This window comes from Phyllobacterium chamaecytisi (assembly GCF_020164455.1).
Lineage (GTDB): Bacteria > Pseudomonadota > Alphaproteobacteria > Rhizobiales > Rhizobiaceae > Phyllobacterium > Phyllobacterium chamaecytisi.
In genome coordinates this window covers 79,521-105,715 of record NZ_JAIQWW010000015.1, presented here as the reverse complement: position 1 = coordinate 105,715, position 26,195 = coordinate 79,521, and the positions used below count along the sequence as shown (strand labels likewise).

Annotated in this window: 20 protein-coding genes and 1 pseudogene; 8 read left to right on the top strand and 13 right to left on the bottom strand. The window is 54.0% G+C overall.

Annotated elements, in window-relative coordinates; translation table 11 throughout:
- Window positions 1-7: 7 nt before the first annotated feature.
- The 5 genes from LB462_RS21195 to LB462_RS21175 all read right to left on the bottom strand — a co-directional run bounded on the left by LB462_RS21195 (window position 8) and on the right by LB462_RS21175 (window position 6,189).
- A complete protein-coding gene (locus tag LB462_RS21195) occupies window positions 8-2,176 on the bottom strand; it encodes a GumC family protein (protein WP_224512107.1) in 2,169 nt (722 codons plus the stop codon).
- Window positions 2,177-2,221: 45 nt separating this feature from the next.
- The gene (locus tag LB462_RS21190) at window positions 2,222-3,013 is read right to left on the bottom strand and encodes a response regulator transcription factor (protein ID WP_112526193.1); all 792 of its coding nucleotides are present in this window, start codon (window positions 3,011-3,013) and stop codon (window positions 2,222-2,224) included.
- A gap of 415 nt (window positions 3,014-3,428) precedes the next feature.
- Window positions 3,429-4,088: a PIG-L deacetylase family protein gene (locus tag LB462_RS21185; protein WP_224512105.1), complete on the bottom strand. Its 660-nt coding sequence runs from the start codon at window positions 4,086-4,088 to the stop codon at window positions 3,429-3,431.
- Entirely contained in the window at window positions 4,085-4,897 is an 813-nt protein-coding gene (locus LB462_RS21180) for a sugar phosphate nucleotidyltransferase (RefSeq protein ID WP_112526197.1), read from the bottom strand. Before LB462_RS21180 ends, LB462_RS21185 begins: the two co-directional genes overlap by 4 nt.
- The gene (locus LB462_RS21175) at window positions 4,894-6,189 is read right to left on the bottom strand and encodes a class I SAM-dependent methyltransferase (RefSeq protein ID WP_224512103.1); all 1,296 of its coding nucleotides are present in this window, start codon (window positions 6,187-6,189) and stop codon (window positions 4,894-4,896) included. The genes LB462_RS21180 and LB462_RS21175 overlap by 4 nt, the downstream gene beginning before the upstream one ends.
- Before the next feature lie 317 nt (window positions 6,190-6,506).
- Here LB462_RS21175 and rfbC point away from each other — a divergent pair, with 317 nt between their 5' ends.
- Window positions 6,507-7,046, top strand: coding sequence for a dTDP-4-dehydrorhamnose 3,5-epimerase (rfbC, locus tag LB462_RS21170; RefSeq protein ID WP_224512101.1), 540 nt, complete (start codon window positions 6,507-6,509; stop codon window positions 7,044-7,046).
- Here the strand turns inward: rfbC and LB462_RS21165 are convergent.
- The 5 genes from LB462_RS21165 to LB462_RS21145 form a co-directional block, all read right to left on the bottom strand.
- On the bottom strand, window positions 7,010-8,371 hold the full coding sequence (locus LB462_RS21165; protein WP_224512099.1) for a DUF4910 domain-containing protein: 1,362 nt from the start codon (window positions 8,369-8,371) through the stop codon (window positions 7,010-7,012). The genes rfbC and LB462_RS21165 overlap by 37 nt on opposite strands.
- Before the next feature lie 27 nt (window positions 8,372-8,398).
- Entirely contained in the window at window positions 8,399-9,469 is a 1,071-nt protein-coding gene (locus tag LB462_RS21160) for an NAD-dependent epimerase/dehydratase family protein (RefSeq protein WP_224512097.1), read from the bottom strand.
- 163 nt (window positions 9,470-9,632) lie between these two features.
- Window positions 9,633-10,970, bottom strand: a complete 1,338-nt coding sequence (locus tag LB462_RS21155; protein WP_224512095.1) for a glycoside hydrolase family 140 protein — start codon at window positions 10,968-10,970, stop codon at window positions 9,633-9,635.
- Window positions 10,963-12,333: a glutamate-1-semialdehyde 2,1-aminomutase gene (locus tag LB462_RS21150; RefSeq protein ID WP_224512093.1), complete on the bottom strand. Its 1,371-nt coding sequence runs from the start codon at window positions 12,331-12,333 to the stop codon at window positions 10,963-10,965. The genes LB462_RS21155 and LB462_RS21150 overlap by 8 nt, the downstream gene beginning before the upstream one ends.
- Window positions 12,334-12,432: 99 nt before the next feature.
- On the bottom strand, window positions 12,433-13,692 hold the full coding sequence (locus tag LB462_RS21145; protein WP_224512091.1) for a glycosyltransferase family 4 protein: 1,260 nt from the start codon (window positions 13,690-13,692) through the stop codon (window positions 12,433-12,435).
- A gap of 266 nt (window positions 13,693-13,958) precedes the next feature.
- Between LB462_RS21145 and LB462_RS21140 the strand changes: the two genes are divergently transcribed.
- On the top strand, window positions 13,959-15,203 hold the full coding sequence (locus LB462_RS21140; RefSeq protein WP_224512089.1) for a polysaccharide pyruvyl transferase family protein: 1,245 nt from the start codon (window positions 13,959-13,961) through the stop codon (window positions 15,201-15,203).
- On the opposite strand, the gene LB462_RS21135 is transcribed toward LB462_RS21140, so the two are convergent.
- Together LB462_RS21135 and LB462_RS21130 are read right to left on the bottom strand one after the other, a co-directional pair.
- The gene (locus LB462_RS21135) at window positions 15,172-16,185 is read right to left on the bottom strand and encodes a glycosyltransferase family 2 protein (protein ID WP_224512088.1); all 1,014 of its coding nucleotides are present in this window, start codon (window positions 16,183-16,185) and stop codon (window positions 15,172-15,174) included. The two genes, LB462_RS21140 and LB462_RS21135, sit on opposite strands and share 32 nt — an antisense overlap.
- A gap of 36 nt (window positions 16,186-16,221) precedes the next feature.
- A complete protein-coding gene (locus LB462_RS21130; protein WP_224512086.1) occupies window positions 16,222-17,667 on the bottom strand; it encodes an oligosaccharide flippase family protein in 1,446 nt (481 codons plus the stop codon).
- Window positions 17,668-18,093: 426 nt separating this feature from the next.
- Here LB462_RS21130 and LB462_RS21125 point away from each other — a divergent pair, with 426 nt between their 5' ends.
- Window positions 18,094-18,390 carry a hypothetical protein gene (locus LB462_RS21125; RefSeq protein WP_112526220.1) on the top strand — a complete coding sequence of 99 codons (297 nt, stop codon included), beginning with the start codon at window positions 18,094-18,096 and terminating at the stop codon, window positions 18,388-18,390.
- Window positions 18,391-18,393: 3 nt separating this feature from the next.
- The gene (locus tag LB462_RS21120) at window positions 18,394-19,500 is read left to right on the top strand and encodes an NAD(P)/FAD-dependent oxidoreductase (RefSeq protein ID WP_224512084.1); all 1,107 of its coding nucleotides are present in this window, start codon (window positions 18,394-18,396) and stop codon (window positions 19,498-19,500) included.
- A 197-nt stretch (window positions 19,501-19,697) separates the two neighbouring features.
- On the opposite strand, the gene LB462_RS21115 is transcribed toward LB462_RS21120, so the two are convergent.
- Window positions 19,698-20,828, bottom strand: a complete 1,131-nt coding sequence (locus tag LB462_RS21115) for a porin (RefSeq protein WP_224512082.1) — start codon at window positions 20,826-20,828, stop codon at window positions 19,698-19,700.
- A 525-nt stretch (window positions 20,829-21,353) separates the two neighbouring features.
- On the opposite strand from LB462_RS21115, the pseudogene LB462_RS21110 reads away from it, so the two are divergent.
- The 4 genes and pseudogenes from LB462_RS21110 to LB462_RS21095 all read left to right on the top strand — a co-directional run.
- Window positions 21,354-21,644 (top strand): annotated as a pseudogene (locus LB462_RS21110) (phage integrase central domain-containing protein); the annotation flags it as partial.
- Between the two features lie 39 nt (window positions 21,645-21,683).
- Window positions 21,684-22,343: a site-specific integrase gene (locus tag LB462_RS21105; RefSeq protein ID WP_224512079.1), complete on the top strand. Its 660-nt coding sequence runs from the start codon at window positions 21,684-21,686 to the stop codon at window positions 22,341-22,343.
- A 331-nt stretch (window positions 22,344-22,674) separates the two neighbouring features.
- A complete protein-coding gene (locus LB462_RS21100; RefSeq protein ID WP_224512076.1) occupies window positions 22,675-22,839 on the top strand; it encodes a cupin domain-containing protein in 165 nt (54 codons plus the stop codon).
- Between the two features lie 392 nt (window positions 22,840-23,231).
- Window positions 23,232-26,192: a PAS domain-containing protein gene (locus tag LB462_RS21095; RefSeq protein ID WP_370637252.1), complete on the top strand. Its 2,961-nt coding sequence runs from the start codon at window positions 23,232-23,234 to the stop codon at window positions 26,190-26,192.
- Window positions 26,193-26,195 lie beyond the last annotated feature (3 nt).

The following is a 26,195-nucleotide window of genomic DNA, read 5'->3' as shown; positions in this document are numbered from 1 at the left end:
GTCGACCTCATGCCTTTGCGGTGGAAGAGCGGGTTTTTGCGTAGTCAGCAAGCTCCTTGACGACACGTCCGGAGACGAGTTTGGTGGGAGCAAGCGGAGCGCTCAAGGCGACCGGGCCTCGGCTTTCGTGGTCGCTGTTGAGAACGATACCGCTGACTTTCCGACCGTCGGCGCGTAGTTTCGTAACGGCGGTCACGACGTCCTCCATCCTGGCGACGTCACGGCGCACGACCAATACCGTCGTGTCGGCAAGCGACGCCGCACGTATGGCATCCGCGCTGTTGGCGATAGCTGGCGTATCAATAAGAACGATGTCGTACTGTCGCTTAAGCTCTGCGATCATTTTCGCGAATTGCTCGTGGCCCAGCAGGAATTCTGCCGGAACCTGACAGGTCTGCGTCGCCACAAAGTCGATTGCGGATTCCGCGTCGTGCTGCACCGCCGCTTCAAGTGTATGCCGGCCGCGGATCACTTCTTCCAGATAGGGACCGAATTGATCGCCGAACTCATGGGCCACCATCGGATTCCGGAAATTGGCGTCCACGACGACAGTCCGTATCCCTGTAGCTGATAGTGATCTCGCAAGACCTGCTACGATCAGCGTCTTGCCTTCCTGGTCGCCAGCAGAAGTAATAGCAATTGCCCGAGCAGCTTTCGTCGACGCCGACAGCAATAGCTGTGCCTGAAGGTCCGCGATCGCGCGGCCAAAGCCCGAATTGCCGTCGGTAACCATTCGTGCGGCTTCTTTCCGCTCCCGAACTGACAATTGGGGTATCCGGCCGATAATGGGCAGCCGCACCGCTGTTTCGAGAGCCACGCTCGATCGGATGGATTTGTCACGCAATTCCATAAGAAACGCGCCGGCCATGCCGAAACAGATGCCGCCAATTCCACCCAACGCAAGCCATGACGAAAGACGCGGACTTACCTTCGATCTTGCCGGAACAGCACGCGAAATCATACGCGCTTCGGCGGTGGCGATACCGTCCTGCTCGATCGTTTGTTTGTAACGTGTCAGGTAGCTTTCATATATCGCGCGGTTTGCCGAGGCTTCGCGATCCAGCTGATCGGCCTGGACAGTGGCTTTGTTGGCCGTCGACATGCTGTCTTGTAGCTCTTTGAGATTTGCCTCAACCGACGCTTGCTGAAGATGCGTGACATTTATCTCGTTTCGGAGGCTATCCAGAATTTGTTGAACCTCCGCACCGATCTGGCCCTTCAGCGATTCAAGCTGCGAGTTAAACTGCGGGAGCTGGACGCTTTGAGTTGCCCCGCTCTCCTTGATTTGCTGAATATTCCTCTCGATCCGGGATTGTTCCGTCCGTAGTGCCAAGATGGCCGGGGAATTGAGAATCTCCGACAAAGCCACGCCAGAGTTATTCTTTGACGCCTCGATTGCGGTTGAGAGCCGGGCTTCAGCACCTGCAAGTTTTCCCCGCAGGGTCGCGAGTTCCGCATTCAGCGCTGCAATTTGCTGCGACTGCAGCGTCATACCGTTGGCCTTCACGAGTCCTGATTGCTCGCGAAAATCGGCGGCGGCGCGTTCAGAGTGTTCGAGCGTTGCCCGCAGGCTGGTGAGTTTTCCGCCAAGCCAATCGCTGACACGGCGCGTGGCCGAGGTTTGCAAATCGATTTGATAGTTGAGGTACGCTTCACCGAACGCATTCGCGACGGCAGCAGAATATTCCGGATTATTCGCACGGTAACTGATGTAAATCGTGTACGATCTGCCGTCATTGAGAACATTAAGGTTTGACAGAAGCTCATCAATTCTTGACCGATCGGACGGCGTTTCCTCATCTGTCGCGACAAGATTCCCTTGGCCGGGCACAATGATTTTGCCGTTGGAGTCAAAACCTTGACGGTCTAGGTCGGCGAGTACCTTCTCGGCCATGGAGCGCGAGCTGATAATGTCGAGTTCCGTCCGCAAAACCGGACTTTCCTGCGGAAGCGGTGAAACGACCGATTCATTTGGAAGTGCCTGCAATTTGCGAACGTTGAGGGCCAAGATCGCTTCGGAGCTGTACTTGGCCGGGGCGGTCATATAGCCCACTATCGCCAGCCCCATGCACACAACAATGGCTGATAGAACTGTAAGCCATCTGTTCATCAGGAGCGAAAGGATTCGCGACAATGGCATTCCGCCCTGGGGAGGCAAAACTTCAGAAACGATCATGATCAATACCTCTGAAAATCAGATATCGGTTAGCTGGTAGGCCGTTCAGAATCTGGATTCATGCGGAATCATGTCGCTAATTTTGTACGCAACCTCCGTCCGATTAGTAGCACCCAGTTTCTTCATGATATTGCGAATATGGACCTTTACCGTGCTTTCGCAGAGGTTGAGCTCATAGGCGATAATCTTGTTTGCCTTGCCACGACGAAGACCCTCAGCAACGGCGGACTGCCGCGCCGTAAACGAAGTGGTGATGTGACGAAACTCGTCGCTTCGGCCGCCCAGGAGCTTACGCAAAGTTAGAACGCTACTTGCCGGAACAAACTTTCCACCGGCGATTGCCAGTTCAATTGCCTGCATGCAGATCTCGATGCCAACTGTTGTCGGGATATATCCACGAACGCCGAGTTCCAACGCCTTCAGAATAAAGGTCAGATCATCATTGTCGGCAACGACAACGACAGCTGCAGTCTGGAAAGTCGCGACAAGCTCGCTGATTTCAGCGGTTAGATTGGCATCGTCCAGCGTGCGATTGCCAGTGTTGATCAACACGGCGCGCAAATTGGATAGTTCTTTTTTAGAGGCTTGCCATTCTTCCAGGCTACCGAATGTAAATACTTTGAGGCCTATGTGATGGTTGATCAAAGCCTGAGCGAGACATTCGCGTTCCAAAGCGCGCTTGTCGACAATAGCCAAGTAATCTTCTGTACTGTATTTTTGGAATTGACGATTACCGTTGTATTTATCGTTTGATTGTTGGCTGTTATTTACAATGATCTCACGATCATATGGCTCTTGTTCATTGTTGCCCAAACGGGATGGATGAATATTCTCCATTGTATTAACCCCAATTTTTATCTTTTGTTGCGAGTTGATCTATTGAACGCACCTAAACACGTCCAGCCGCACTTCTTTTTCACGAATATTAATTTACGCTCTTTATTTGTTAGTGTCTTTAATCCTCTTATAATTCCTTCGATTGTAAAAAATTTGACGGTGTAGCCAGCTATAGCCCGATCCTATAGGCTGGATTAATTCGTCGAGGATGCTTATTAGTTCATTCCCCCCGCAGGGGCCGGCGAACTAAACATATAAAGAAAGGCTTATACTTGAGATTAGTGTCGAGCAGGGCGCTGGACGACGCGAACGCAGTGATTCGCATCGCTTTAAACACGTGATTCGTTAGATTCTGAGATGTCGTCGTGGATGGAAGAACGGGCTGCATTTTTAACGCAGGTGGAGCGACCAAGGGTTATCCTATAGTCAATGCCAATTTGCGATTTGTGAAGGCTTCGGCGAAACGCTCTTCAGCACGGCATTCCATGCCCCGTAGGCGGGCCAAGCCTTTGAAAGTCAATTCATCGAACCAGTCTTTCGAGCGCTGCGTCCCGAAGTGCTCCAGAAGAAGTTCGGTTTTCCGGTCCATGATTTTGGACGGCAAGGGCATATATGTGTTGTGCTGCATGAGATCCCCGTCCCATTTTGGAATTTCATATTCGAGCACAAAATGATTGCGGAACACATTGGTTGTCAGACGGTTCACTTCCCTGTGATCTTGGTGCGAGTCGTCGCGCGTATGCGTGAAAATCACGTCGGGCGAGACGCGTTCGCGTACAGCATTGAGCCATTGTTTGATCTCACGGGACTGGCTGGGGAAATAACTGTCTTCAAACTCGGCAAGTTCGATATTGCTCTTGGCAGCGCCTTCAAGAAAAGCAACAGCTGAAGCATTTGCTTCACCCGCACGGATCCCGGGTGCGCTTAGCACACACCAGTGGACGTCAAGCAGAACACCATCGGCAATAAGACGCAGGATCGTCCCCCCTGCACCTATTTCGATATCGTCCGAATGCGCTCCCAGGCAAAGGACAGAAAGACGCTCTCCGCGTCTCGCCAAAGGCAATTGCTTCATAACGCCTTGACCAAACGGATGTTGGAGCCGTCTTTCAGTGCGCCATGAGCTGTCCAAGGCATTTCACCGCGCTCAACCATTTCCTGGAGAGCCTGCCAATCGCGCAGCGTATCCATTGAACGCCAGAAACCTTCGTGCTTGTAGGCCATCAGCATGTCATCTGCGATGAGCCGGCTGAAGGGTTCGAGTACGAGTTCCTCGGATTCCCGCATGTAATCGAATATCTCGCCACGGAAAAGGAAGTAACCACCATTTATCCAGATGTCGGAACGGTCAGAGGAGCGGAACTCGCGCACACGTCCGTCTTCGGCTATGTCCGCCAGATGATAGGTAAGCGGTGGGCGAACGGCGAGGAAGCATGCGATTTTTCCGCTGGCTTCAAACTTTTCTATCATGTCGTCCAGATCGACATTGCTCAGGCCGTCACTATAGTTGGCGAGAAATATCTTTTCGTTTCTGACTTGATTGCGCACCGCCCAGAGGCGCTCGCCGATGTTGCGCCAGATACCCGTGTCGATCAGAGAAATACGCCAATCTTTTTGCGACTCTCCCAACACCTCTACGTTGCCATCACCCGTGACCACACAGTCCGAGAACGTCTGCGGGCGGCAATTGAGGAAAAAGTCCTTGACTACGTTGGCTTTGTAGCCAAGGCAAAGGATGAAATCATCATGTCCGTAGTCGGCATAGTACTGCATGACGTGCCGCAGGATCGGCTGAGAGCCAAGCGGGATCATGGGTTTTGGAACGTTTTCCGAATATTCGCGAATGCGGGTGCCCATACCACCACAGAACAGAACAACTTTCATGGCTTGAGCTCCTTCGGGTCGATTACGGCGACACCTGGAATAGGAACAACAAATTTTGCGCCCCATTCCTGGACGTGCCGCATCTGTGCAACGATCTCGTCCTTGAGATTCCAGGGCAGGATCAGGATGTAGTCTGGTTTCACCAGGTCGATGGCTTCAACGGGTTCGATCGGAATATGCATGCCTGGTGTATAGCGGCCGTGCTTGTAGGGATTCCGGTCTACGGTGAAATCGAGGAAATCGGTTCCGATACCGCAATAGTTGAGCAGCGTATTGCCTTTACCGGGTGCGCCATATCCACAGATGGTCTTGCCGGCCTTTTTTGCTTCAATCAGGAACGATAGAAGCTCACGCTTTACCTGGCGGGCATTCTCTACGAACGAGGTGTATATCTCGATCCTGTCGAGGCCTGCATCGATCTCATTTTTCACAACTCGGGCCACACTTGGCTGAGTCGGACGCTCACTAGCCGCATGCGCGAGGTGAACGCGCAACGAGCCACCATGCGTACCGAGTTCTTCTACATCGATGACTTTCAACTCGTGCCGTTCGGCCATGAGTTCAATTGTGAGAAGTGAGAAATACGAAAAGTGCTCGTGATAGATCGTGTCGAACTGGTTTTCGGCGATCAGTTTCTCGATATGAGGAAACTCCAGGGTGATAACACCTTCGGGCTTCAACAGGATTTTCATGCCGGCGACGAAATCGTTGAGGTCCGGAACCTGCGCCAAGACGTTATTGCCGGCGATGAGGTCTGCACGCAGTCCTTCATTCACTAGCGTCTGAGCATATTTTTCACCGAAAAACTCCACACGAGTCGGAATACCCTTCTCAATAGCGACCTTGGCAACATTGGCCGCCGGCTCGACGCCGAGCACGGGAATGTTCAACGGAAGGAAGTGCTGAAGCAGGTAACCGTCGTTGCTGGCGAGCTCGACGACAAGGCTATCGCGACCAAGCTGGAGTTGCTCTGCCATCTGATGGCAGTATTTCTTCGCATGCGCGACCCAGCTGGTGGAATAGGAAGAGAAATACGCGTACTCTTCAAAAATGGCCTGTGGGCTGACATATTCGCTTAATTGCACCAGCAGGCACTCTTCGCAAACATAAGCGTGGAGCGGATAGTATGCTTCCATAGAATCGATCAGTTCGCGCGGAACAAAGCTCTCACAGGGAGGCGACATTCCGAGATCAATGAAAGTGTACTTCAAACCGGTGCCGCACAGGCGACAGGAATGTTTTTTGTCGCTTGGGCGGTTCGCCAATAAGAGAGTACTGGTTTGAATATTCATACCTTGGCTCCTGATCACCACGTGTGTTCCCCTGTCCGCATGAGATTCTCGGGACAAGCGGCATCCTCAGGCTATGAAGTTACGGCCTTCAACACGCGCGGGCGATATGACAATGCGATCAGTGGGCTCATCCGAACGGTGGAACGTCTCCATATGGTGTCCGTCAAACGGAGTGTGACCCTTGATGCTCCGCAAGCGTTCAATCCACGTGGCAGGAACATCGGCGATGGCTGGCCTACCTCTTATTGTGACTTTCGCGTGTACGCGGAGTTTGACAAAATTGGTGGTTCAGAAATGGTTGAAATGAGGCAGACAGAATGAGATTTACCGAGACAGAACTTAGCGGTGCGTGGCTAGTCGAGACGGTTCCGATCTCGGATGCACGCGGATCGTTCGCCCGAACGTTTTGCGTAGACGAGTTCAGAGAACATGGACTCGAAACAACATTTGTTCAGCACAGCATGTCGCATTCGGTAACCAAACATACTTTGCGAGGTATGCACTTTCAGACGGCACCGCACGCCGAGTTGAAGGTGGTTTCCTGCATAAGGGGCGCAATACTGGACGTGATCATCGATCTTCGCCCTCACTCGCCTCAGTACCGGCGCTGGACTGCCTACGAACTTTCCGACAGCAATTGCCGCCAGCTCTATATCCCGAAGGGATTTGCGCACGGTTTCCAGACGCTGCGCGACGACGCGACTGTCTCCTATCTCATATCGGAGTTTTATAATCCGCAGGCCTCGACGGGCGTAAGGTGGAACGATCCGGCATTTGCAATCGACTGGCCAGCGAAGCCAACCGTCCTGTCTGACAAAGATCAGGCTTGGCCGCTGCTGGATGCCTCACCCGCCTGATCTTGTTCCGGTGCCTCGGCAAGCAGGCCGTTTGCGAGCAGCAGTTGCGCGGCGCGGGCAATATCGCGGAAGGACATGTTGGATTTCTGTGCGATATCGAGCAGCGTGTGATTGCCATCTGCCAGATTGAGCACCCAAAGGTACCCCATGGCGGTTTCTCCGGCAGACTTATCGCCGCCTAGTGCGGAATAAAGACCACGCCTGCCGAGCTGAGGCTCGCCTTTCGGGAAAAGATTAATCGGCGTCCAGTTCATCTCCAATATATCGATCGCATCCATGATCATCCGATAGGACGAGCCCAGATGCTCCGGCGAGATGAAATCCAGATTGTCAGCAGATGTGTGATATTCAGGAAATGTTCCAAAGGCACTCCGTTGGAACAGTCCAACCGGAAGATTGAATCCCGGCGAACAATATTGGCGTTCATCATAGCCGTAAGGGCTGAAATCGCTAATCTTACCCTGTCTGCCGTCCGCGTTCAGTACGTACTGCATTGCCTGATCAATGAGGGTATTGCCGCGGCGGCTCCGCTTGTAGTTGGGTCCGCCGCCATCGCCGACACAAGAAACGATCAGTCCATGGTCGATACGTGAGATCTTGTCTTCATTGCCGGCAAGCCATGTAAGCGCACCGATCGTTCCGGGTGCGAAAAGGAAGCGATAATTGTAGCGTGTTTTGCGTGTACGTAACGCTTTGGCCAGACAAGCCAACAGTGCCAGGCCGGAACAATTATCATTGGCCAGTGATGGATGACAGATATGGGCGGAAAGCAGCACATCTCTATCTGACTGACCCTTATGGACATATTCGCCATAGGTCAAATGTCCGTCACGCTTCTCGGAATCAATCAGAACTTCGTATTCGCCCTCCTCCAGTTGAAGGAGCTCGTTGTGCGCCATGCACACGCCCCATTGCTCGCTGTAGTAAGACGTTCTGTAGGGAATAAGGTCCGGCTGTTCGGGCAAGGTATGGATGTGAGTTTTCAATTCGCTGAGGGGCATCGTCCGTCGCACGGCCGCGCTGTATCCCAGTACGTGCAGATTATTGTCAGCGAAGTCGAGAACCTTCCTACCAGATGGGGCCTTGATATAGGCGTCGCGGATATTCCATTCCTGGGGCACCGTCCAATCAAGCACCTGCGTTCCAGTCGGGATCTCGTATTGTGTCAGGTCGATGTGCTGGCCGAGGACCTGCAGTGTTTCACGCACGCCATCCCCGGTTATGCTCCGGCAGATCGGAAAAAGCCGGGCGGCGAGCGCGTAAATGCGGATCCCCACATCAACCTCGACGTCGCCCGTCGCCCTGATCGTATCAAACGATACCATAAAGCTGTTCATGGCAGACACGGATGGTCATATGACGGCATCGGCCAAGGCCGGATGCCGAGATGACGATGGAATACGGCGTAGGCTCTGGTTCAACGTGCCCTCATCCAGCGACTTCCGGATGTTGCTGATGCGTTGATAGCGGGGGCCCTCGAATTCCTGAAGGGTCAATCCGGCACTCATGTAAGCTGCATGCAGCTGTTCTGCACCGGCCTTTGCGTCCCAGACCGGTTTGAATGCTGGCAGAACCCGAGCGATTTTTTCGAAACTTACACGGTAGGAACGCGTGTCGGGACCCGCATCATCTGCAAATTCAAGCCGGCAACCAGGCACGACCTGCGCCACGATCTCTGCAATTTCCCGAATGCGGTAATTATGCGCCGACTGACCGACGTTAAATGCTTCGTTGTGAACCTTGTCTTTTGGAGCTTCCATAGCAGCGAGGAAAGCGCGCGAAATATCTTCGATATGGACGATCGGACGCCAGGGCGACCCATCGGATTTCAGCAGGATGACACCTTCAGTGACCGCCCAGGCGACGAGATTATTCAGGACAATATCAAATCGCAGCATCGGAGACAGGCCATATGCGGTCGCAGGCCTCAAATAGACAGGTGTAAAGTTGTCGTCGGCGAGCTTTGCAATGTCCTTCTCGGCAAGCACTTTGGACGAGCCATAGGCCGTAACGGGATTGAGCTGTCCGGTCTCGTCTATCATGCCCTCGCCCGACTTGCCGTAGTTGCTGCAGGACGAAGCAAAGAGAAACCGGGAAACGCCAGCCTTCTTTGCCGTTTCAGCAAACTTCACGCTGCCGCGATGGTTGATTTCATAGGTGATATCCGGATTGAGATTGCTGAGCGGATCATTCGACAATGCCGCGAGATGAATAATCGCGTCGAAGCCTTTGAGGTCGCTTACCGTCACGTCACGTACATCCTTGCAGACCGCGGGAATGTCGGCGATGGCCCCCCCCGGGGCGTAGGAACAACTGCGATAAAGCTCGGCGTCGTAGCCGTGAACCTCATGGCCGGCTTTCATCAGGAAAGGCGCCATGACCGTTCCAATATAACCGCGATGCCCTGTCACAAGTACTTTCATTGTGTATCGTCCTTCTACGCATAGATGTTTTTCTGGTAAACGGTACTTGCGGGCGGGCAGAACGGCGAGAGAGGAGTTCGGAGGATCATCATCGATACGAACTACACTTTCGGCAAATGTGCTACGCCTTTTGTCCGATGCAATCGTCTGAACGCTGACGCACTCAGTCGGTATTGCTCAGCAGAAGGAGCCAGTCCGAAAAACCTGCCGAATTTTGTGCCTGTGGGGACTCGAATGTGATGGTGTTTTCCTTGGAGTCACTTTTCGCGATCGCTTCACTGAATTGCCCGGATGAAGGATCAAACCAGCGAGCATGTTGCGTTGTTGGCGCTAGCGCTGCTTTGTCGAGGATGACACTGCTCCGGTCGGACAGGTAGATCACTGCAAGGTTACCCTTCGCCGAGCGACTGCCAATAGCATACCCGGGAAGCGGTGGATCCGGCGCGACGAGAAGTTTCGCCTGCTCTGGTTCGAGCGTCCACCAGGCAATGGCGTCGAAGACGGTCTTGAGATGACTCATGCTTTGAGCGCCGCGACTGGAAAGCGCCTTCTGCCAGGTTAACGGCCGTGGGAAAAGAGCCGGACCCGCAAAATGCCAGACCGGATTATTGCCAAACACCTGGCCGGCGGCTCCCGAAAGAATTGCGCCATACGCGATCTCCCGAATGGTTTGCTCGGTCGTGTTGTGCTCTCCTTCATACATACCCTCGATGAAAAAAAACGGGCGCGCTTGTCCCGAGAGATACCGTTTTAGAGTGGCAGTTCGGACATCGCCATAGGTGTAAACCGTATCGATGTCGAGCCATTGTTCCTCCCAACTGTGAAGAACGTCGGTGTCCCGCCCCGCATGCACCGTTTGGAGGGCTTCAGGGTCAGTCTCCTTGATTCCCTGTGCAAGCGCATCCACCAAGGTTTTTGTGGGCGGGTCCCAATCGCCGCCTTGCACCCAGATGATGTTTTTGAAACGCTGGTAACGCTGACCAAGATAGCGTCCATATGATCTGAGTGCCTCCGGCCCCGCATCGTGCATTTCCTGATACCAGCCCTCGTCACCGCCATTAGTTCCAAGGTACGCTGGTGTCAAAAGAACCAGAAATCCCCGTTCTCGAGCGCGCTCCAGAATCCAGTCCGCATCAGCAAAATAAGCCTCGTTGGGCCTTGTGAAGTTTCCGCCGGAAGCAAACGGAGCATGTTTGTAATAATTATTCGGAGCATTTCTGCTGAAGCGATGTTCGATCAAAGAAACCAATATCGTGTTAAAACCTCGACTCTGACGATTGGCGAGATACATGTCCGCGTCCTCGCGCGACAAATCTCCGATCAACGACCACGCGGTATCGCCTGTCAGGAGAAAGGGGCGACCTGATGCGTCCTGGAGATAGCGATGGTTTTCGGATATCTGCAGGGGAAAAGCCGGCTGCTGTGCCTGGGCGACGAACGAGCAACACATCGCCGATACAAGAAACAGCCAGAAGAATCTTTTTTCGGCCCAGTCAGGCATTGCCCGCTAGTTCCAGCGCGCGTTCGGCGACCGGCGGTCTGTTAAAACGCCGGAATACGACTTGCGATGGCTTGCCCACGAGATAGTTGTCAACACCGTTCTCGAGAGCCTGCTTGTAGATACCAAGCGCACCATCGACGGCGTCGACCGTGCGCGCAACGTCTTCATTGCTGTGCGTATAGCTGACTACCAGCGACGGCATAAGCACGCCGCGCTTGATGGTTTCCTGTAGGAACAACGTCCTGAATGCTTGAGACGGCGTCTTGGCTTGATCCAGCGTCGCATAAGCGAGGCAGCAGGATCGACCGGTGACCCGGAAATATTCATTAAGACCGTGACGAGCGACAACTTGATCTATGCCTGTGCGCAGAGCGTCACCTTGATGGTACAGGTGCTCGATGACAGGCTCATCCTGATAGATGCGCATCGTAGCAATGGCTGCTGCCAATGCATGCGTTTCTGCGCCATGAGTTGTGGAAAGCAGGAATACGCGCGGACTACCCGTTTGTTCAAGTCCGCCAAGTTTCATGTATTCGCGTTTGCCAGCAAGCGCAGAGACGGAAAATCCGTTGCCCAGTGCTTTGCCGAAACAGGACAAATCAGGCTCAATGCGATAGAGCTGCTGGGCTCCACCTTTGTGCCAACGAAAACCTGTGATCATTTCGTCCAGAATAAACAAGGCTCCGTTGCTGTGGCAAAGGTCACGCACTGCATGAAGGAAATTATTCTTCGGGTCGTCGCCGCGCGACGGCTCAAGGATTAGCGCCGCGATTTTCCCCGGAAACCTGTTGAACAGCGCGCGTACGCTATCGAGGTCATCGTATTTGAAACTGACGGTGAGCTTCTGCACCGCATCAGGGATGCCTGCGTTCATCTCGGTGTCACCGATGAACCAGTCGTCTGTCGAAAAAAATGGATGATCACCGCAGCGTGCGATCATATCTCGCCCGGTTACCGCTCTTGCCAACCGGACCGCGCCGGATGTTGCATCCGATCCATCTTTGCAAAACTTCACCATCTCCGCACCAGGGATGGTCTCGAGAAAGGTTTCTGCGCATTGCACTTCTATGTCGGCGGGGCGGGTAAAATTGCAGCCGAGCTGCAACTGGCGTGTCGCTGCCTCCAGGACGGGAGCGTATGCGTGGCCCAGCCCGACGGAACGGTTTCCCATTCCGTATTCTATGTATTCATTGTCATCGACATCCCATACGTGGCTACCGAAACCTTTGGCTATGAAGCCTGGCGACAGTTGCGGATATTGATCGTCACCCTTGGCATAGGTATGTGCCCCCCCGGGAATCACATGGTGGGCAAGTGCGCGGAGGCGGCTTGATTCCTCGAAATTGTTGATAAACTCTGTCATCTGCCCAACCTTGTCGACATCTTGGCCAGCACAGCTGGCGATAAAACGCTGAGCGAAACTATGGGGGTTTTAGGCCACATTTTCACTTCGGCAATTCAGTTAGGAGAAAGAGCCAAAAGGCGTATAGGGGTACCGCTCTCTCATAACACGCAACCAGTTCTTGACCGGCCGTGGCACGTATGTGCGCAAGCCGGAACGAAGCCCCCGCGGGAAAGCCCAGTTATTCAGATCAAGCGGAGCGGCTATAGCTGGCCTGGTAGCGACAACACGATCAATGACGTGGTAATATCGGTTGGCCATTCCTTCGAAAGTGAATGCATGTTCTGCTGCCTCTCTTGCCGCAAACGAAGCACTGGCGAGTTCGGCTGGATCAGCATTGAGCTTTGAAATTATCCGTGCTGCCTCAGCATAGTCACCGACCGGAAAAAGAAAGCCGCTTTTCTTATCAGCAACAATAGTATCCGTCACACCTTGTATATGCGAAACAATTGGCACACACCCTGAAGCCATCGCCTCGATAAGGGTCATCGGGTAACCCTCGAATCGGGACGGCATGACAAGAACGTCATGTTCGAACAGCAGTTGTGGAATGCGATCCGGTTGAATCGCCCCTAGGAAGGTTACTCTGTCTTTGTGATGGGCCAGCTTTCTTTTCAGTTGCTCAAGATCTGGTCCATTGCCAGCAATCGTCAGGCTCACCGATGCGGGCGAGTTATCCATAATACCGGGCAGCCAGAATACACCCTTGGACGCGTCCTCAATACGGCCGAGAGATAGCATTTTAAGGCCATGTGTCCCGCGAGAAACGCGTTTGAGAGCCGTGAATGGTTCGATATCGATAGCGTTGGCGATTACAAACGTGCGTTCCTTATCAAATCTGTATTTCTCTATCAGATCGCGGCGACAGCGCTCTGATACGCCAATCGTAGCGTGGACGTGATCCTTGATAGCTACAGCCGCCGCATAGGTTCCCGGAGTGATATTGTGAACGATCATGATGCGCATGACATCGGCAGGCAAATAGCGCGCGATGTTCATCTGGATGCGGTCAGTCAGAACGTTGACAAATACGCCATCGAATCCGCCATTCTGTACAGCAGAGGCGACCAATCTCGCTTGTTCCTGTTCATCTGCCGCCTCGCTCGCATCCACCATGGTGCCGAAGGCCGCCTCAGATTGCCATTCTGGCAATAGAGGATCGCCGAACCCGAGCCAATGCACGTCTATCCCGTGCATTGCCAAACCTTTGCGCAATTGCTTGAACACGGTGTAGGTGCCGCCGAGGTGCGGACGAACAAAGTACGCGAACTTCATGGGCATTGACCTCAAACTGTCCCGACGCCTGCCGCCGAAACCCAATTGAAATCATCATAGAGCCAGAAGCCTACAGAGCAGAATGCGCCGTGAAGGGTAATAGATGCAGCCTTTTGGAGGAGAACCCCAGTCGTTCGGTTGCTGCTGATATTCCAATGGCCATGTGTCGTTTGTCAGCAGATCGCAGCAAGATCAAAATGATAAACAAGTGGATCGGCTCGCGTCTGCGGGCGCGTCCGACAGCTTGAGTCGAGTCGTTGAAATGAAGCGTGTCCTGTAGCAGATCAAACAGGTCGATTGAGAGGCCTTGGATGAAAATCGCCTTGCTGGGTCAATTCGGCAGCGGAAATACGGGTAATGACGGCTCACTCGAAGCCATGCTGGACTTTCTGCGTTCGTCAAAGGTCGACGCGGAGCTCCTCTGCATTTGTTCCAATCCGGAGGCCATTGCGAAAAAATATAATATTGAAGCAATAAGCATCCGCGTAATTGTCGCGAGAGGCCGCTGGTTCAATCGCATCAATCGAATACTCGGTGATATTCCCCGACAAGTGATCGGATTCTATACCATCCTCGCTCAACTCAATGGGCTGGATCTGATGATTATCCCAGGAACAGGGATACTGGACGATTTTCAGGAGACCGCATTTGGCTGGCCCTTCGTGATCCTCAGGTGGTGTTTAGCCGCCAGACTGAACCGAATGCGCATTGCCTTCGTCAGCATCGGCGCCGGACCAATCAGACTGCCTCTAAGCCGCCTGTTCTTGAAAACCGGGGCGCGGATGGCACACTACCGTTCCTATCGCGATAAACTATCGCGAGATTTCATGAAGAGCATCGGTTTTGACGTTAGTCGCGATCCTCTGAGCGCCGATCTCGCTTTTGGTCTTCCTGCCGCAGCGGAATCCAGTCGTGAGAACCCGACTGCAGTCTACGTTGGGGTGGGCGTAATGGCTTATTCCGGTTGGAAGAAAGCCGACGAAGACGGAGAGGCCATTTATCGCACGTATTTGGACAAAATTGCCGAATTCATTTCCTGGCTGCAGGAGCGCGGACTGAACGTAAGATTGTTGACGGGAGATATTGTTGATCGTCGGGCGGTTGCCGACATCATGAAAATGTTTCCCCAAAATGAAGCCAATAGTGGTAGCAAGCATATTGTGGCGGAAGAGATGACCTCCCTGCATGACGTGATGGCGCAAATCGCGCATACCGATATCGTTGTTGCGACGCGCTACCACAATGTCGTCTGTGCGCTGCGAATGGGCCGCCCGGTGATCTCACTGGCCTACTCGTCAAAAAACGACGCGCTGCTTAACGCAACCGGCCTTGAAGAATATTGCCACTACGTCGAAACATTCGATGTCGAAGTCTTGAAATCCCAAGTTGAGAAAATGCTGGCCGATCGTGCACGTCTTGTATTGGAAGTGAAAAAAGGCGTGGCTGCCTTCAGGACGCAACTGGCCGAACAAGAGGCTTCAATTCAAGCAACCTTGTTTGAAATTGCAGAAAAGCACGGCGAAATCAGGGACGTGAGCCAGCTTCCCCAATCCTGAAACGCTTTGTTCCACGCGCCCACATGTCGACGAGGCGCTGGAGGCGACGCAGTGTATCGGGCCTTTGGAGCAGATATCCGACAGGTGGCAGAAACGCTGTTACCGGGCGCCAGCGGAAAGCTAGCTTCAACAGCTCGACCACACCCTTTTCTCCGCGAAGAAGATGCGAGATCGCCGACCAATAGGCGCGCTCCGCCAAGCCTCGGCGTGCGAGGCGATGCAGATATTTGGCGTCGGGCATTTCGCCACCCTCGTGGGCGAAGAAGCATTCGGCCGCATCGGCAGTGTGCAAAATATGCAAGATCTGACGCGCCCACAAATCGCTGGAACGATTTGTGCCGTGCGTGCGAATGCCCGCCTGGACGCAATCGAGCTCAGCTACACTGCCGTGTAGCGCCAAGCGTAGCCACACGTCGTAGTCGTCGCTATGCGGAAGTTCCGTGCGATAGTAACCGGTGCGTTTTTGCACGCTGGTCCTGATGATAATCGATGGTCCGGGTATCTGGAAAACCCCTAAACGACAGAAGCGCTCGATGAAGGAACGGCTGCTATCCAGCCGATACGGCGGTTGTGTCTGTTGCCCCGCTATGCTGGGAATGGGGGAGTCGCCCTGAATGTCCACATCTCGACCATAGGTATAAGCAATATCGGGATTTTCTTCCAGGATGGTGACGGCACGGTTGAGCGCGCCCGGCACCAAAAAATCATCGGAACACAATATCAGGAAATAATCCGATTCCGCCCAATCGATCCCCTCGTTGAACGATGCGTGCGGGCCGAGATTTGTTTCGTGCAGCCGCAACTCGACCCGCGGATCCATCGCTGCAAGCTCTCGCGCGACTTCCGGACTGTCGTCGGTTGATGCGTTGTCGACGATCAGGACGCGCAGTTTCTCGACATCCTGCGACAGCACGCTGTCAACGCATGCCCGCAAATAGCGACCGTAATTGTAGTTTGGTATGACGACGTCAACGGACTTCACAGCATGCCCCCCAAGCCTTTAGCAATCTCGCGTTAGTCATTCGGCTGGTACTCCCTGCTTGCTCGGCAGAAGCCGAGGCACAAACAGGCCGACGATTCGGATAAGCTCTTCGAGGAATGGATGCTTGACTATGACCAGAGCCGCCACCCACCCGATTGCCGAAAATAGGCCAGCAACAAGTGCCTGTAGAATGGACAGATCGAATGCAAAGCCATGCGCGGCAAGAACACCGAGCGGTCCCAAAATCCCCCCGAGGGTTACCACCGCACTTTTGGCGAGTATGGCGAACAACTCCTGCCAGTGGAATGGCGCATGCCGGCGAACATAGGTGAGCGAAACCAGCATTTGGAACGGCAGGGCGATGAATTGACTTAAGACGAGCGCATACAATCCAAAGAAGCTTGCGGTACAGATGACAATTATCGACATGCCTCGTCCGATAAAATTTGCTCGAAATGCTTCCCGGTTCGCGCCAAGAGCAACCAATACCGGAAACGTCAGTATATTAGGAAACCAGAAGATGGCCGCGACTGACAGGATTTGCACAAGCGGAACTGCAGCATCCCATGCCTGCCCGAGCGCAACATGCACTATCGGATGCGCAAGAATAGCAACGACGAGAACTGCGGGCCAATAGAGTGCCGTAATATAGCCGATGATTTTCAGATAGGCGTCCTTGACGCTTCGTTGCGCTCTGGCTTCGGCTGCAAAAGCCGGAAACGCGACCGAAAAGATCGCGGACAGCAATATCTTGTCGGGAAGTCCACATACAACATTCGCGCGGTTGAAGAGACCGACGGCAGTCATCGGCATGATGCGCCCCAACACAAGCTGGGGCAGCGCCTCATATGTTCTGTCGAGAACTGTCGAAGCACCTTTGTAGCCACCGAAAACGAAGAATTCGCGCCAGCCTTTCAGTCGAGGATTAAACATCCAGAAGATCGGTCGGGCATGGAATCCAAGAACCATTCTGACCAATGCAGATGCCAGTGTCCCCCAGGCAAAACTCATAAAGCCAAAGCCGAACCATGCAAACGCGATGGTTACCAAGGCGTTGACAATGCTCCCTAGTGCGTTGATGCGTGTGAGGTTGCCAAATTCCATATCCCGGCGCAGCAGTGCAGCGATGGTACTGACTGGCGCATCGATCACACCGGAAATTGCCAGAACACAGACAAATCCGCTAAGGCCTGCTGCGGAATAAAAACCCGCGAACCAGTGAGCCAGGAGAATAAGAAACGAGCCGATCGCAACTGAAAAGCCGAATATAAGAGTAAAGCCGGTGCGAACATCTTCTTGCGAAACATCTTCACGTTGAATGAGATATTCCGATGTCACGAACTCTCGGAAATTAAACGCAATGGTTCCTATCCCCAGGCCGATGACCGCAAGCCCGATCTCCGTGCTGTCCAATAGACGAGACAGAACGGCAATCATCGATATGCTGACAATCACCTGTGAATATTGTTCCAAGGCCGCCATAAAATATGCCCGGCGAACATTCCCCACCTAGATACCCCCGCGTGTGTTGGACCCAGCCAACGCCTGATGAGTGCAAAAAACTTCGGTTTGAACTATTATTCAAACACACAGAATCGCACAGAACGTCGATCTCATTGGGACGATAACTGCTCCCGTCATTTCATTTAAGCTGACCAATGAGATGAACAGTAACATAGCCATTTGACGTAATCACAAAGGGCAACCAAACATACTTGAATCAATCCGAGGTAGCCCGGTTCATCCTAACATCGCTCAAATGTGGAGCGCACCAACATACTCGTTGTTAAGCAAGCACGCATGATCCGCTTTTGGATGTGCCCCATGTCTCTGAAGCCAATTGTCAATTTTGCTTGTGAGCGTCTTTAGTTAGACGGCTGTATTTGGATGGATCGGACCAGAGAACCTATGATTGAAGACGAACAGATTCGCATCGAACTCATGGCCACACAATTCTGGCTACGCGCTCTGTTCATGCATATGGCGACGGGGACGCCCCCGACTTCCATTTCCGTCCAGGAATATCTGACCGAACTCAAGAATTCGGCGCCCCAGGACTATGGCAGTAGCCTTTCCCCTGCGGATTGGGACAAAGAACATCTCTTGCACTATCCTTGTTATGAGCGGGTCGGGCTTCAGATTATAGAAACCCTTCAAAGCCTTGAAAGGAAGCTCGCACCTTTTGCCGTGCATGGAGGGCACTGACAATTGGAACGTGTGGAGTGCCTAATAGCGGGCGGAGGCGTCATCGGGCTGGCGATCGCTCGTGCGTTTGCGCGTCGCGGTATCGAGACCCTGATTGTCGAAGAGGCCGAAACAATCGGAACGGGCACCAGTTCGCGCAACTCCGAGGTTATCCACGCCGGCATCTATTATCCGCAAAACAGCCTGAAAAGCAGGTTATGCATCGAAGGTCGAAATGCCCTTTATGCCTTTGCGGAAAGGCACGGAGTTCCGCATTCTCGCTGCGGCAAGCTGATCGTAGCCACAAACGACGTTCAAATCCCAATATTGAGTACCATAGCGACAGGAGCGGAAGCGTGCGGTGTTTCTGATCTCCAGCATTTGTCGGAGCTGGAAGCGTGCAGACGCGAGCCAGATCTTACGTGTACCGCAGCATTGTTTTCGCCCTCGACGGGCATCATAGACAGCCACAGCTTGATGTTGGCACTGCTGGGTGACGCTCAAGACCACGGCGCGGCGATTTCATTTCGGACCACGATAGTTTCCGCTGAAACCAATACCGATGGTTTGCGAATAGAAACAATCGAAGCCTCCAATGGACGCACGTTTGAGCTCCAGGCATCCATGTTCATCAATGCGTGCGGTCTCCAGGCGCCGGCCATCGCTTCATCCATTGCCGGATTACCGCGACAGTTCATACCTGACAGGCGATTTGCCAAGGGCAACTATTTTTCAGCGACAGGCAAGACACCGTTCACGCACCTGATCTATCCAGTCCCGGAAGAAGGGGGTTTAGGCGTTCACCTCACGCTTGACCTGGACGGCCGGATGCGGTTCGGCCCCGACGTCGAATGGGTGGAATCGATCGAATACAGTGTCGATCCTAAACGGGCAGACCGTTTCTACGACGAAATCCGTAAATACTGGCCCAACCTCGCCGACGGTTCACTGCAGCCCGCTTATAGCGGCATCAGGCCAAAGCTGACCATCGAAGGCGAATCCATAACGGATTTTGTAATCCAGGGCCCGGCCACACACGGCGTCAAAGGTCTTGTGAACCTTTTTGGTATCGAAAGCCCGGGGCTCACATCCTGCCTTGCGATCGCAAACCATGTATCGAACATGGTGTGACGTAACTCCTGAACGCGAGATAATGCTATAAAAACGAAAACGGTGAGCCGCGGGGCCCACCGTCTCGTGAGAATGAGGCGACTGGAGATCACATCATCACACTCTGGCGTTGCAGTCCTTCTACAACACCAAATTAAATCCTGGTCCAGTATGAGAACCGGGGACCTGAGCCCCCGGATTTTTTTTGACACTGGCGCTTAGAAGTTGCGCTGGAAGCGGATCATGCCACCGAATGCGTCGTCGTTGCCGCCATTGAATTCGGAAACGTCGGCACGTGCACCGTCGAACTTGGTGTAGTTGATTTCCGGTGTGATCGTGAAGCCAGGAACCAGCTCGTAAGCTACGTTGAGAGCGAGAGCATAGGTGCCTTCGTCTTCCCAGGCAGCCTGCGCGTTGATGGTTGCCTTGTCGGTAACCTTGGCAGAAACACCGCCCCAAGCTGCCCAATCGCCTTCCCAGGTGCCGAACCAGTTGCGTTCGTCAGTATTTACGAGCACCAGATTGCCGTCACCATTAACTCCGAGGACTGGATCAGAATATCCGGACTGATAACCACCCATGATGAATGCGGAGAACATTTCGTTGAACTTCACATCCAAGCGAATCTTGCCAGCGAATTCTTCAACATTGGAGTCGTAACCGACAACAGCCGAAACGCCACCCCAGCCCTGCTCGAACTTCGCACCAGCGAGAACGTGTGGCATGTAGTCTTCGATGACATAGTCGCCGCCGAGGCCGGTAACATCATCCTGGCCCTGTTCAGCACCGATCATTGCGGAGAAACCATTGCCGCCAGTGAAGGTGTAGCTGACCTGGTTGCTCTGGCCGGACTGGTAGTTGATCACGTCGTCGTTGATGACGTTGCCAGCATAACCGGTCCACGAACCGAAGAGTTCGTCAGCAGTACCGATGCGGAAGCCGCCGAGTTCGATCCATGCCTGTGGCAGCGAACCGCCATTATCTTCACCGTTGGTGTACTGGAAACGGCCCTGGATGTACGAACGCAGAGTGCCGAGTTCGGTTTCCGAACGAGCGTCGAAACGGACTTCACCGCGTGTACGCTTGTACCAGGTTTCGTTACCCTTGGCACCAACGTTCCCACCGCTATAAACGTCGTCGCCACCCTTAGCATCATAACGGACATAGCCGCTGATCTTCAGGCAGGTTTCAGTTCCCGGAATGTAGAAGAAGCCAGCGCCGTATGCGTCGCAAACGCGAACGTATTCGACGGGCTCTGGTTCAGCAACAACGACTGCATCTGCAGCGCGTGCCCCCGAAACTGCAACCAGGGCTGCAGCGGAGCCGATAAGAAGGCTCTTAATGTTCATTGTTGATCTCTCCATATGTGTCTTGTTGACGTGGCGATCTAACTTAACTTTGGCAACAGGGTCAAAGAGCTTATGAGCCAAACCGCCAATCTTGTGCAACTTAAGGTTACAGTGTTGCTGTTTTATCACGAAAACGTGAGCCAATCGTGAGTCTTCGCTCATAAGCTGTTGAAAACGAATCATTATTTGCGTGAATCTTCGTGATTCTTTAAAAGTTGTTTAACTCTCTCAGCCTTCGAGATTTCGGTACTCTGTATTAATTGTTTAATTCAGCCCAACTGTCATAGCACTGCCATTTTATGAAACAGGCTTTAAAAGTGTAATTGCTTACATCTGATTTTGTACTTTACACCTAAAACTAAGGTATAAGGAAAAATACTTGATATCGTAGATGGAGCCGGACGGCTTATGACGTCTGTCTACAACTCTACGCATCAAATGCCGCACAAGATGCGAGTCCGCGGGCGCGCAAAACTTTCGCTGGCGATTGACCACCGCGATACGTCGCTGAGGTCAATCGCCAGCGAAACGTTTGAGGCCAGAAAGGCCGAACTGAAAGGCGATGGCAAGCGGGTCGCTGGTACTCCCCGTTGCAGTTGCATGTTTTATCCAAGATTGGCAGCATGCCCGTAGAACGCATCCATCAAAGCGACATCAAGGATACGTTGTCGCCGATCTGGCATGCCAAGGCCGATGTCGCTAGAAAAGCCTTGAACCGGCTGAACATCGTCTTGCGTTATGCGGCAGCGAAGGGGCTGGATGTCGATTTGCAAGCGACGACCAAAGCTAAGGAATTGCTTGGCAGGAGCCGCCACCACCTTTCCGTCTCTCGACGATGTTTTGAAAGCGTTTCGCATGATGCCTGCAGCTTCAATGCTGGACAAGTGTGACCGGGCTATGGTCGCCCTGGTTGCTCTGACCGGCATCCGTGACGGCGCCCTGGTTTCGCTGAAGGTCAAACATTTCATTCCTTCGATTAAGCGCGTCCATCAGGACCCGCGCTCCGTCGAGACGAAGTTCGGCAAGGAGATTTTTTCGTTCTTGTTTCCTATTGGCAAGGAGTTTGAAACGGAATTCATGGACTGGCATAAGCTCCTGGTCGGCGAATTGAAGTACGAGCCGGAGGATCCCCTGTTTCCAAAGGCTAGCCATGCCAGCGGCAAGGGTAAGCGCATTGGTGTCTATGAACTCGTCCCCTTGCATCTTGGCGATGCGCAGACCGTCATTCGCATGTTCAAGCAGACCTTTGAACGTGCGGGATTACCGCCCTTCACCCCACACCGCTTTCGCGACATGTTGGTGGCCGAAGGATACAAACGCTGCCGCACCGTGGCCCAGTTCAAAGCCTGGAGCCAGAACCTCGGGCACGCGACGCCGAAGACGACGCTCGCGAGCTACGGCAAAATCCCGACGCTCGAACAGGGCCGGTTGATCCTCGACGGCGCTAACAAAAACTCGGAAAAACGGTATTCTGCAGATCAGGTTGCGGCCCTATTGAACGACCAGGATGATTGACGATCATCCATAGTGCCGGAGCTGCGTCGGAGAGATCTTGCGCAACTCTGATACTTCCTGGCAGCGCATATTCTGCGTTTGCGCCAACAGCGGACGCTAGCCCTGACTTGAACGAATGACTGATTCGGGGCCGGTAGCGGACTGGCAGCTCTTCAGTGACGCGGGCGATAAAGCGGCCGTTTACGCAACTGCCCCAAGCAGCAGTTATTGGTACGAGATCTCGGATCGGATCGTTGTCGGCGGTCGTTCGAGCACCAAACCTACGCAAAATCGCAATAGCTGAAAGGCCCGTCGCTGGGACGACTCATCGCACTGCTTGGGGGCAGCTTGGATGCGCGGCAATGAACCGTTTACAAGCAAGCCCACCGGTACCGTCATCTACCATCCCTCATGGATGCCTCATGCCATGCGCACCAGTTCCACGCCTTTGATGGCGTTGTATATGTGGCGCGGAGGCGATTTGACCGCCAAGGCGACGATCATCGCGCCGTCTTAGCAGGATACGGCGTCGGTAATCCTGCCGCGAGCCGAGACGCAGGTGTGTTTGGCGATTTCCCGTTGGCCGAAACTGGCCAGATGATCCTAAAAAACCTCAGTTTTATCGAAATAGGGCCAATCCCAACCCGGTCCGAACGTCCGCTTTGCGCCAGAACCGGACATTCGCCTGTAACGTATGGGTCTCCACGGAGCTGATGAAGCACTCGGTCATTTCTTGCAAAAAACGGGGTCGGCTGCGGGGCGCAGCTGTTGTCAAGCGTCCATCTCTGAAGAAATTATTTGAAGTATATCCGTGGGCACTGGACCTAACCACTTCGCGCTAAAGACCAACACTAACCGCGTGTGCTAGAATTAAACCCAACGCCTCATTTGAATTGGGGGTTCCATATCATGATGACCGCAAGGGAATACGCGAAGAACGCGACGGCCGTTCTGCATCATATCCTGCACATCCCGGCGGACGAGTTCGATAACGACGGCACCGCCGCTGTCATCGAGCAGGCCATAAGAGACGCCACGCGCGACCGCGACAGCAGGGTCGGCGAACAACTGAAGGAAGCGCAGGCGGCCGCGGAGCAGCGTGTGGCCCGGCTGCTAAGTTCGTCACCTGCCGTAATCTACAGCTTCAAGGCGACCGGTGATTTCGCGCCCACGTTCGTAAGTGAAAACATTAGGGCCGTGTTCGGCTATGCGCCGGAGGAGTACCTGGAGCACCCGTCATTCTGGCGCGACCGGGTCCACCCCGACGACCTGACCCGCGTCGAGGAGGCGATCTCCCAATTCTTCCAGAATGGAACCCACGCGGTGGAGTATCGTTTTCGCCGCAATGATGGCTCCTATTGCTGGGTGAATGACGAGCAGCAACTGATCCGTGACAAAGAGGGCCAGGCGCTGGAGATCGTCGGATCATGGAGCGATATCACGGCGCGCAAGGCGGCGGAGGAAGCGCAGGCGGCTGCGCAGCAGCGTTTGGCCCGGCTGCTGAGTTCGTCACCTGCCGTGATCTACAGTTACAAGGCGACAGGAGATTTCGCGCCGACCTTTGTCAGTAAAAACATCAGGAGCCTGTTGGGCTACGAGCCGCAGGAATACCTGGAGAACGCGGATTTCTGGCGGCGCTGCGTGCACCCCGATGAGCTTGCCGCTGTGGAGGGCGAGTCTCTGCACTTGTTCAAACAAGGCCACCATACGGTCGAGTATCGATTTCTCAAGAAGGATGGTACCTACTGCTGGGTAAATGACGCACAGCACTTGATCCGGGACGCAGACAGTCAACCGGTGGAAATCGTCGGCTCGTGGAGCGACATCACTGACCGCAAGCGGGCGGAAGAAGCCGCGGCGGCCGCCCAGGATCGGGTCTCATATCTACTCACCTGCGTGCCGGCGGTGATCTACAGCTTCAAAGCAACGGGCGACTTTTGGCCGACGTTCATCAGCCCGAACGTAAAGGACCTGCTCGGATATGAGCGTGAGGATTATCTCGAGAGCCCGGATTTCTGGCGCAGCCGTGTGCATCCCGGGGATCTGCCGCGCATCGAAAAAGATTATGCGAGGCTTTTCGAGGAGGGTTGCATCGCCAACGAGTACCGGTTCCGCAAGAAGGACGGCAACTATTGCTGGATCAGTGACGATCTGCAGTTGCAGCGCAACGCTGCAGGGGATCCGATCGAGGTGGTCGGTGCGTGGAACGACATCACAGCCCGCAAGCAAATCAGTGAAGCGTTGGTTGCCTCCCAGGACCGCCTCGTACGCGTGTTGTCGTCTGCCCCTGCGGTCATCTACAGCTTCAAGGCGACCGGCGACTACGCGCCCATCATCATCAGCGAGAATATCAAGACCTTGCTAGGATACGAGCCGAGCGAGTACCTGGAGAATGCCGATTTCTGGCGCGACCGAGTGCACCGCGACGACCTGGCCGCAGTGGAGGCCGAGTCCGTCCATTTGTACAAGAAAGGCCGCCACACGGTCGAGTATCGATTTCGTAAGAAGGATGGCAGCTTTTGCTGGGTGAATGATGAACAGCAATTGGTTCGCGATAAGGACGGTCAGCCACTTGAAGTCATCGGCTCGTGGAGTGACGTGACCGCCCGCAAGCACGCGGAGATCGATTCCCAGCGCAGCGAGCAGCGTTTGACGGACGCGATCGAATCAATCTCGGAGGGGTTTTCACTGTACGACGCAGAGGACCGGCTGATCGTCTGCAACAGCGCCTATGGCGAACTCCTCTATCCGGGACTGGGCACGCCAGCGCCGGGTACGCCTTACGAAATGCTCATTCGTAACGCGGCGGAACAAGGCCTTGTCGAGGACGCGAAAGGACGGGTTGACGAATGGATCGACGAGCGACTGGCGAGACACAGGCAACCGGGCCACCCCCATGTTCAACAGCGAGCCAATGGCCGCTGGATTCAAATCAACGAGCGCAAGACGACGGAGGGCGGAACCGTTGCTGTATATACGAACATCACGGCAATCAAGCAGGCCGAAGCAAAGATCCGCAAGGCCAAGTCCAAGGTGGAATTGGCAAATGCGCTCGTGACCGAGAAGAACAAGACGCTAGAGGCTTTGTCGAACAAGCTGTCGAAATATCTGTCACCCCAAGTCTATTCATCGATATTCGCGGGTACACAGGAAGTAAGGATAGCCTCAAGCCGCAAGAAGCTAACCATATTCTTTTCTGACATCGCCGATTTCACCGAGACGACAGATGATCTGGAATCCGAGGAATTGACCGCTCTGCTCAACCACTACCTGACGGAGATGACGAAGATCGCACTGGCGCATGGCGCGACCGTTGATAAGTACATCGGCGATGCGATCCTGGCGTTCTTTGGCGATCCTGAGACGAGGGGTGTCAAGGAGGATGCGATGGCCTGCGTCAACATGGCGATCGCGATGCAGCGGCGGATGTGGGACTTGCAGACAGAATGGCGTGACAAGGGACAGCAGAAGCCGTTCCAGCTGCGGATCGGCATCAACACGGGCTATTGCACGGTCGGCAATTTCGGCAGCGAAGACCGCATGGAGTACACCATCATCGGCGGTGAAGTGAACTTGGCCGCCAGGCTGCAGTCCCATGCCGAGCTTGGCGGCATCCTTTTGAGCCACGCGGCCTATTCGTTGGTCAAGGATAGGGTTCTGGCCGAAGAGCGGGAACCCATAAAGGCCAAGGGCATCGCCAAGCCGGTGCGAAACTACAGGGTGCTCGAGCGGATCGACGACATGGTCCAACATGGCAAGGCGATACGGGAAGAGCAAGACGGGCTGAGAATCCTTCTCGACTTGCAGAAGCTTGACAAAGCAAGCGCCGTCAAGACGTTAGAAGGCATCCTCTCGCGCCTCAAAACCTGATTT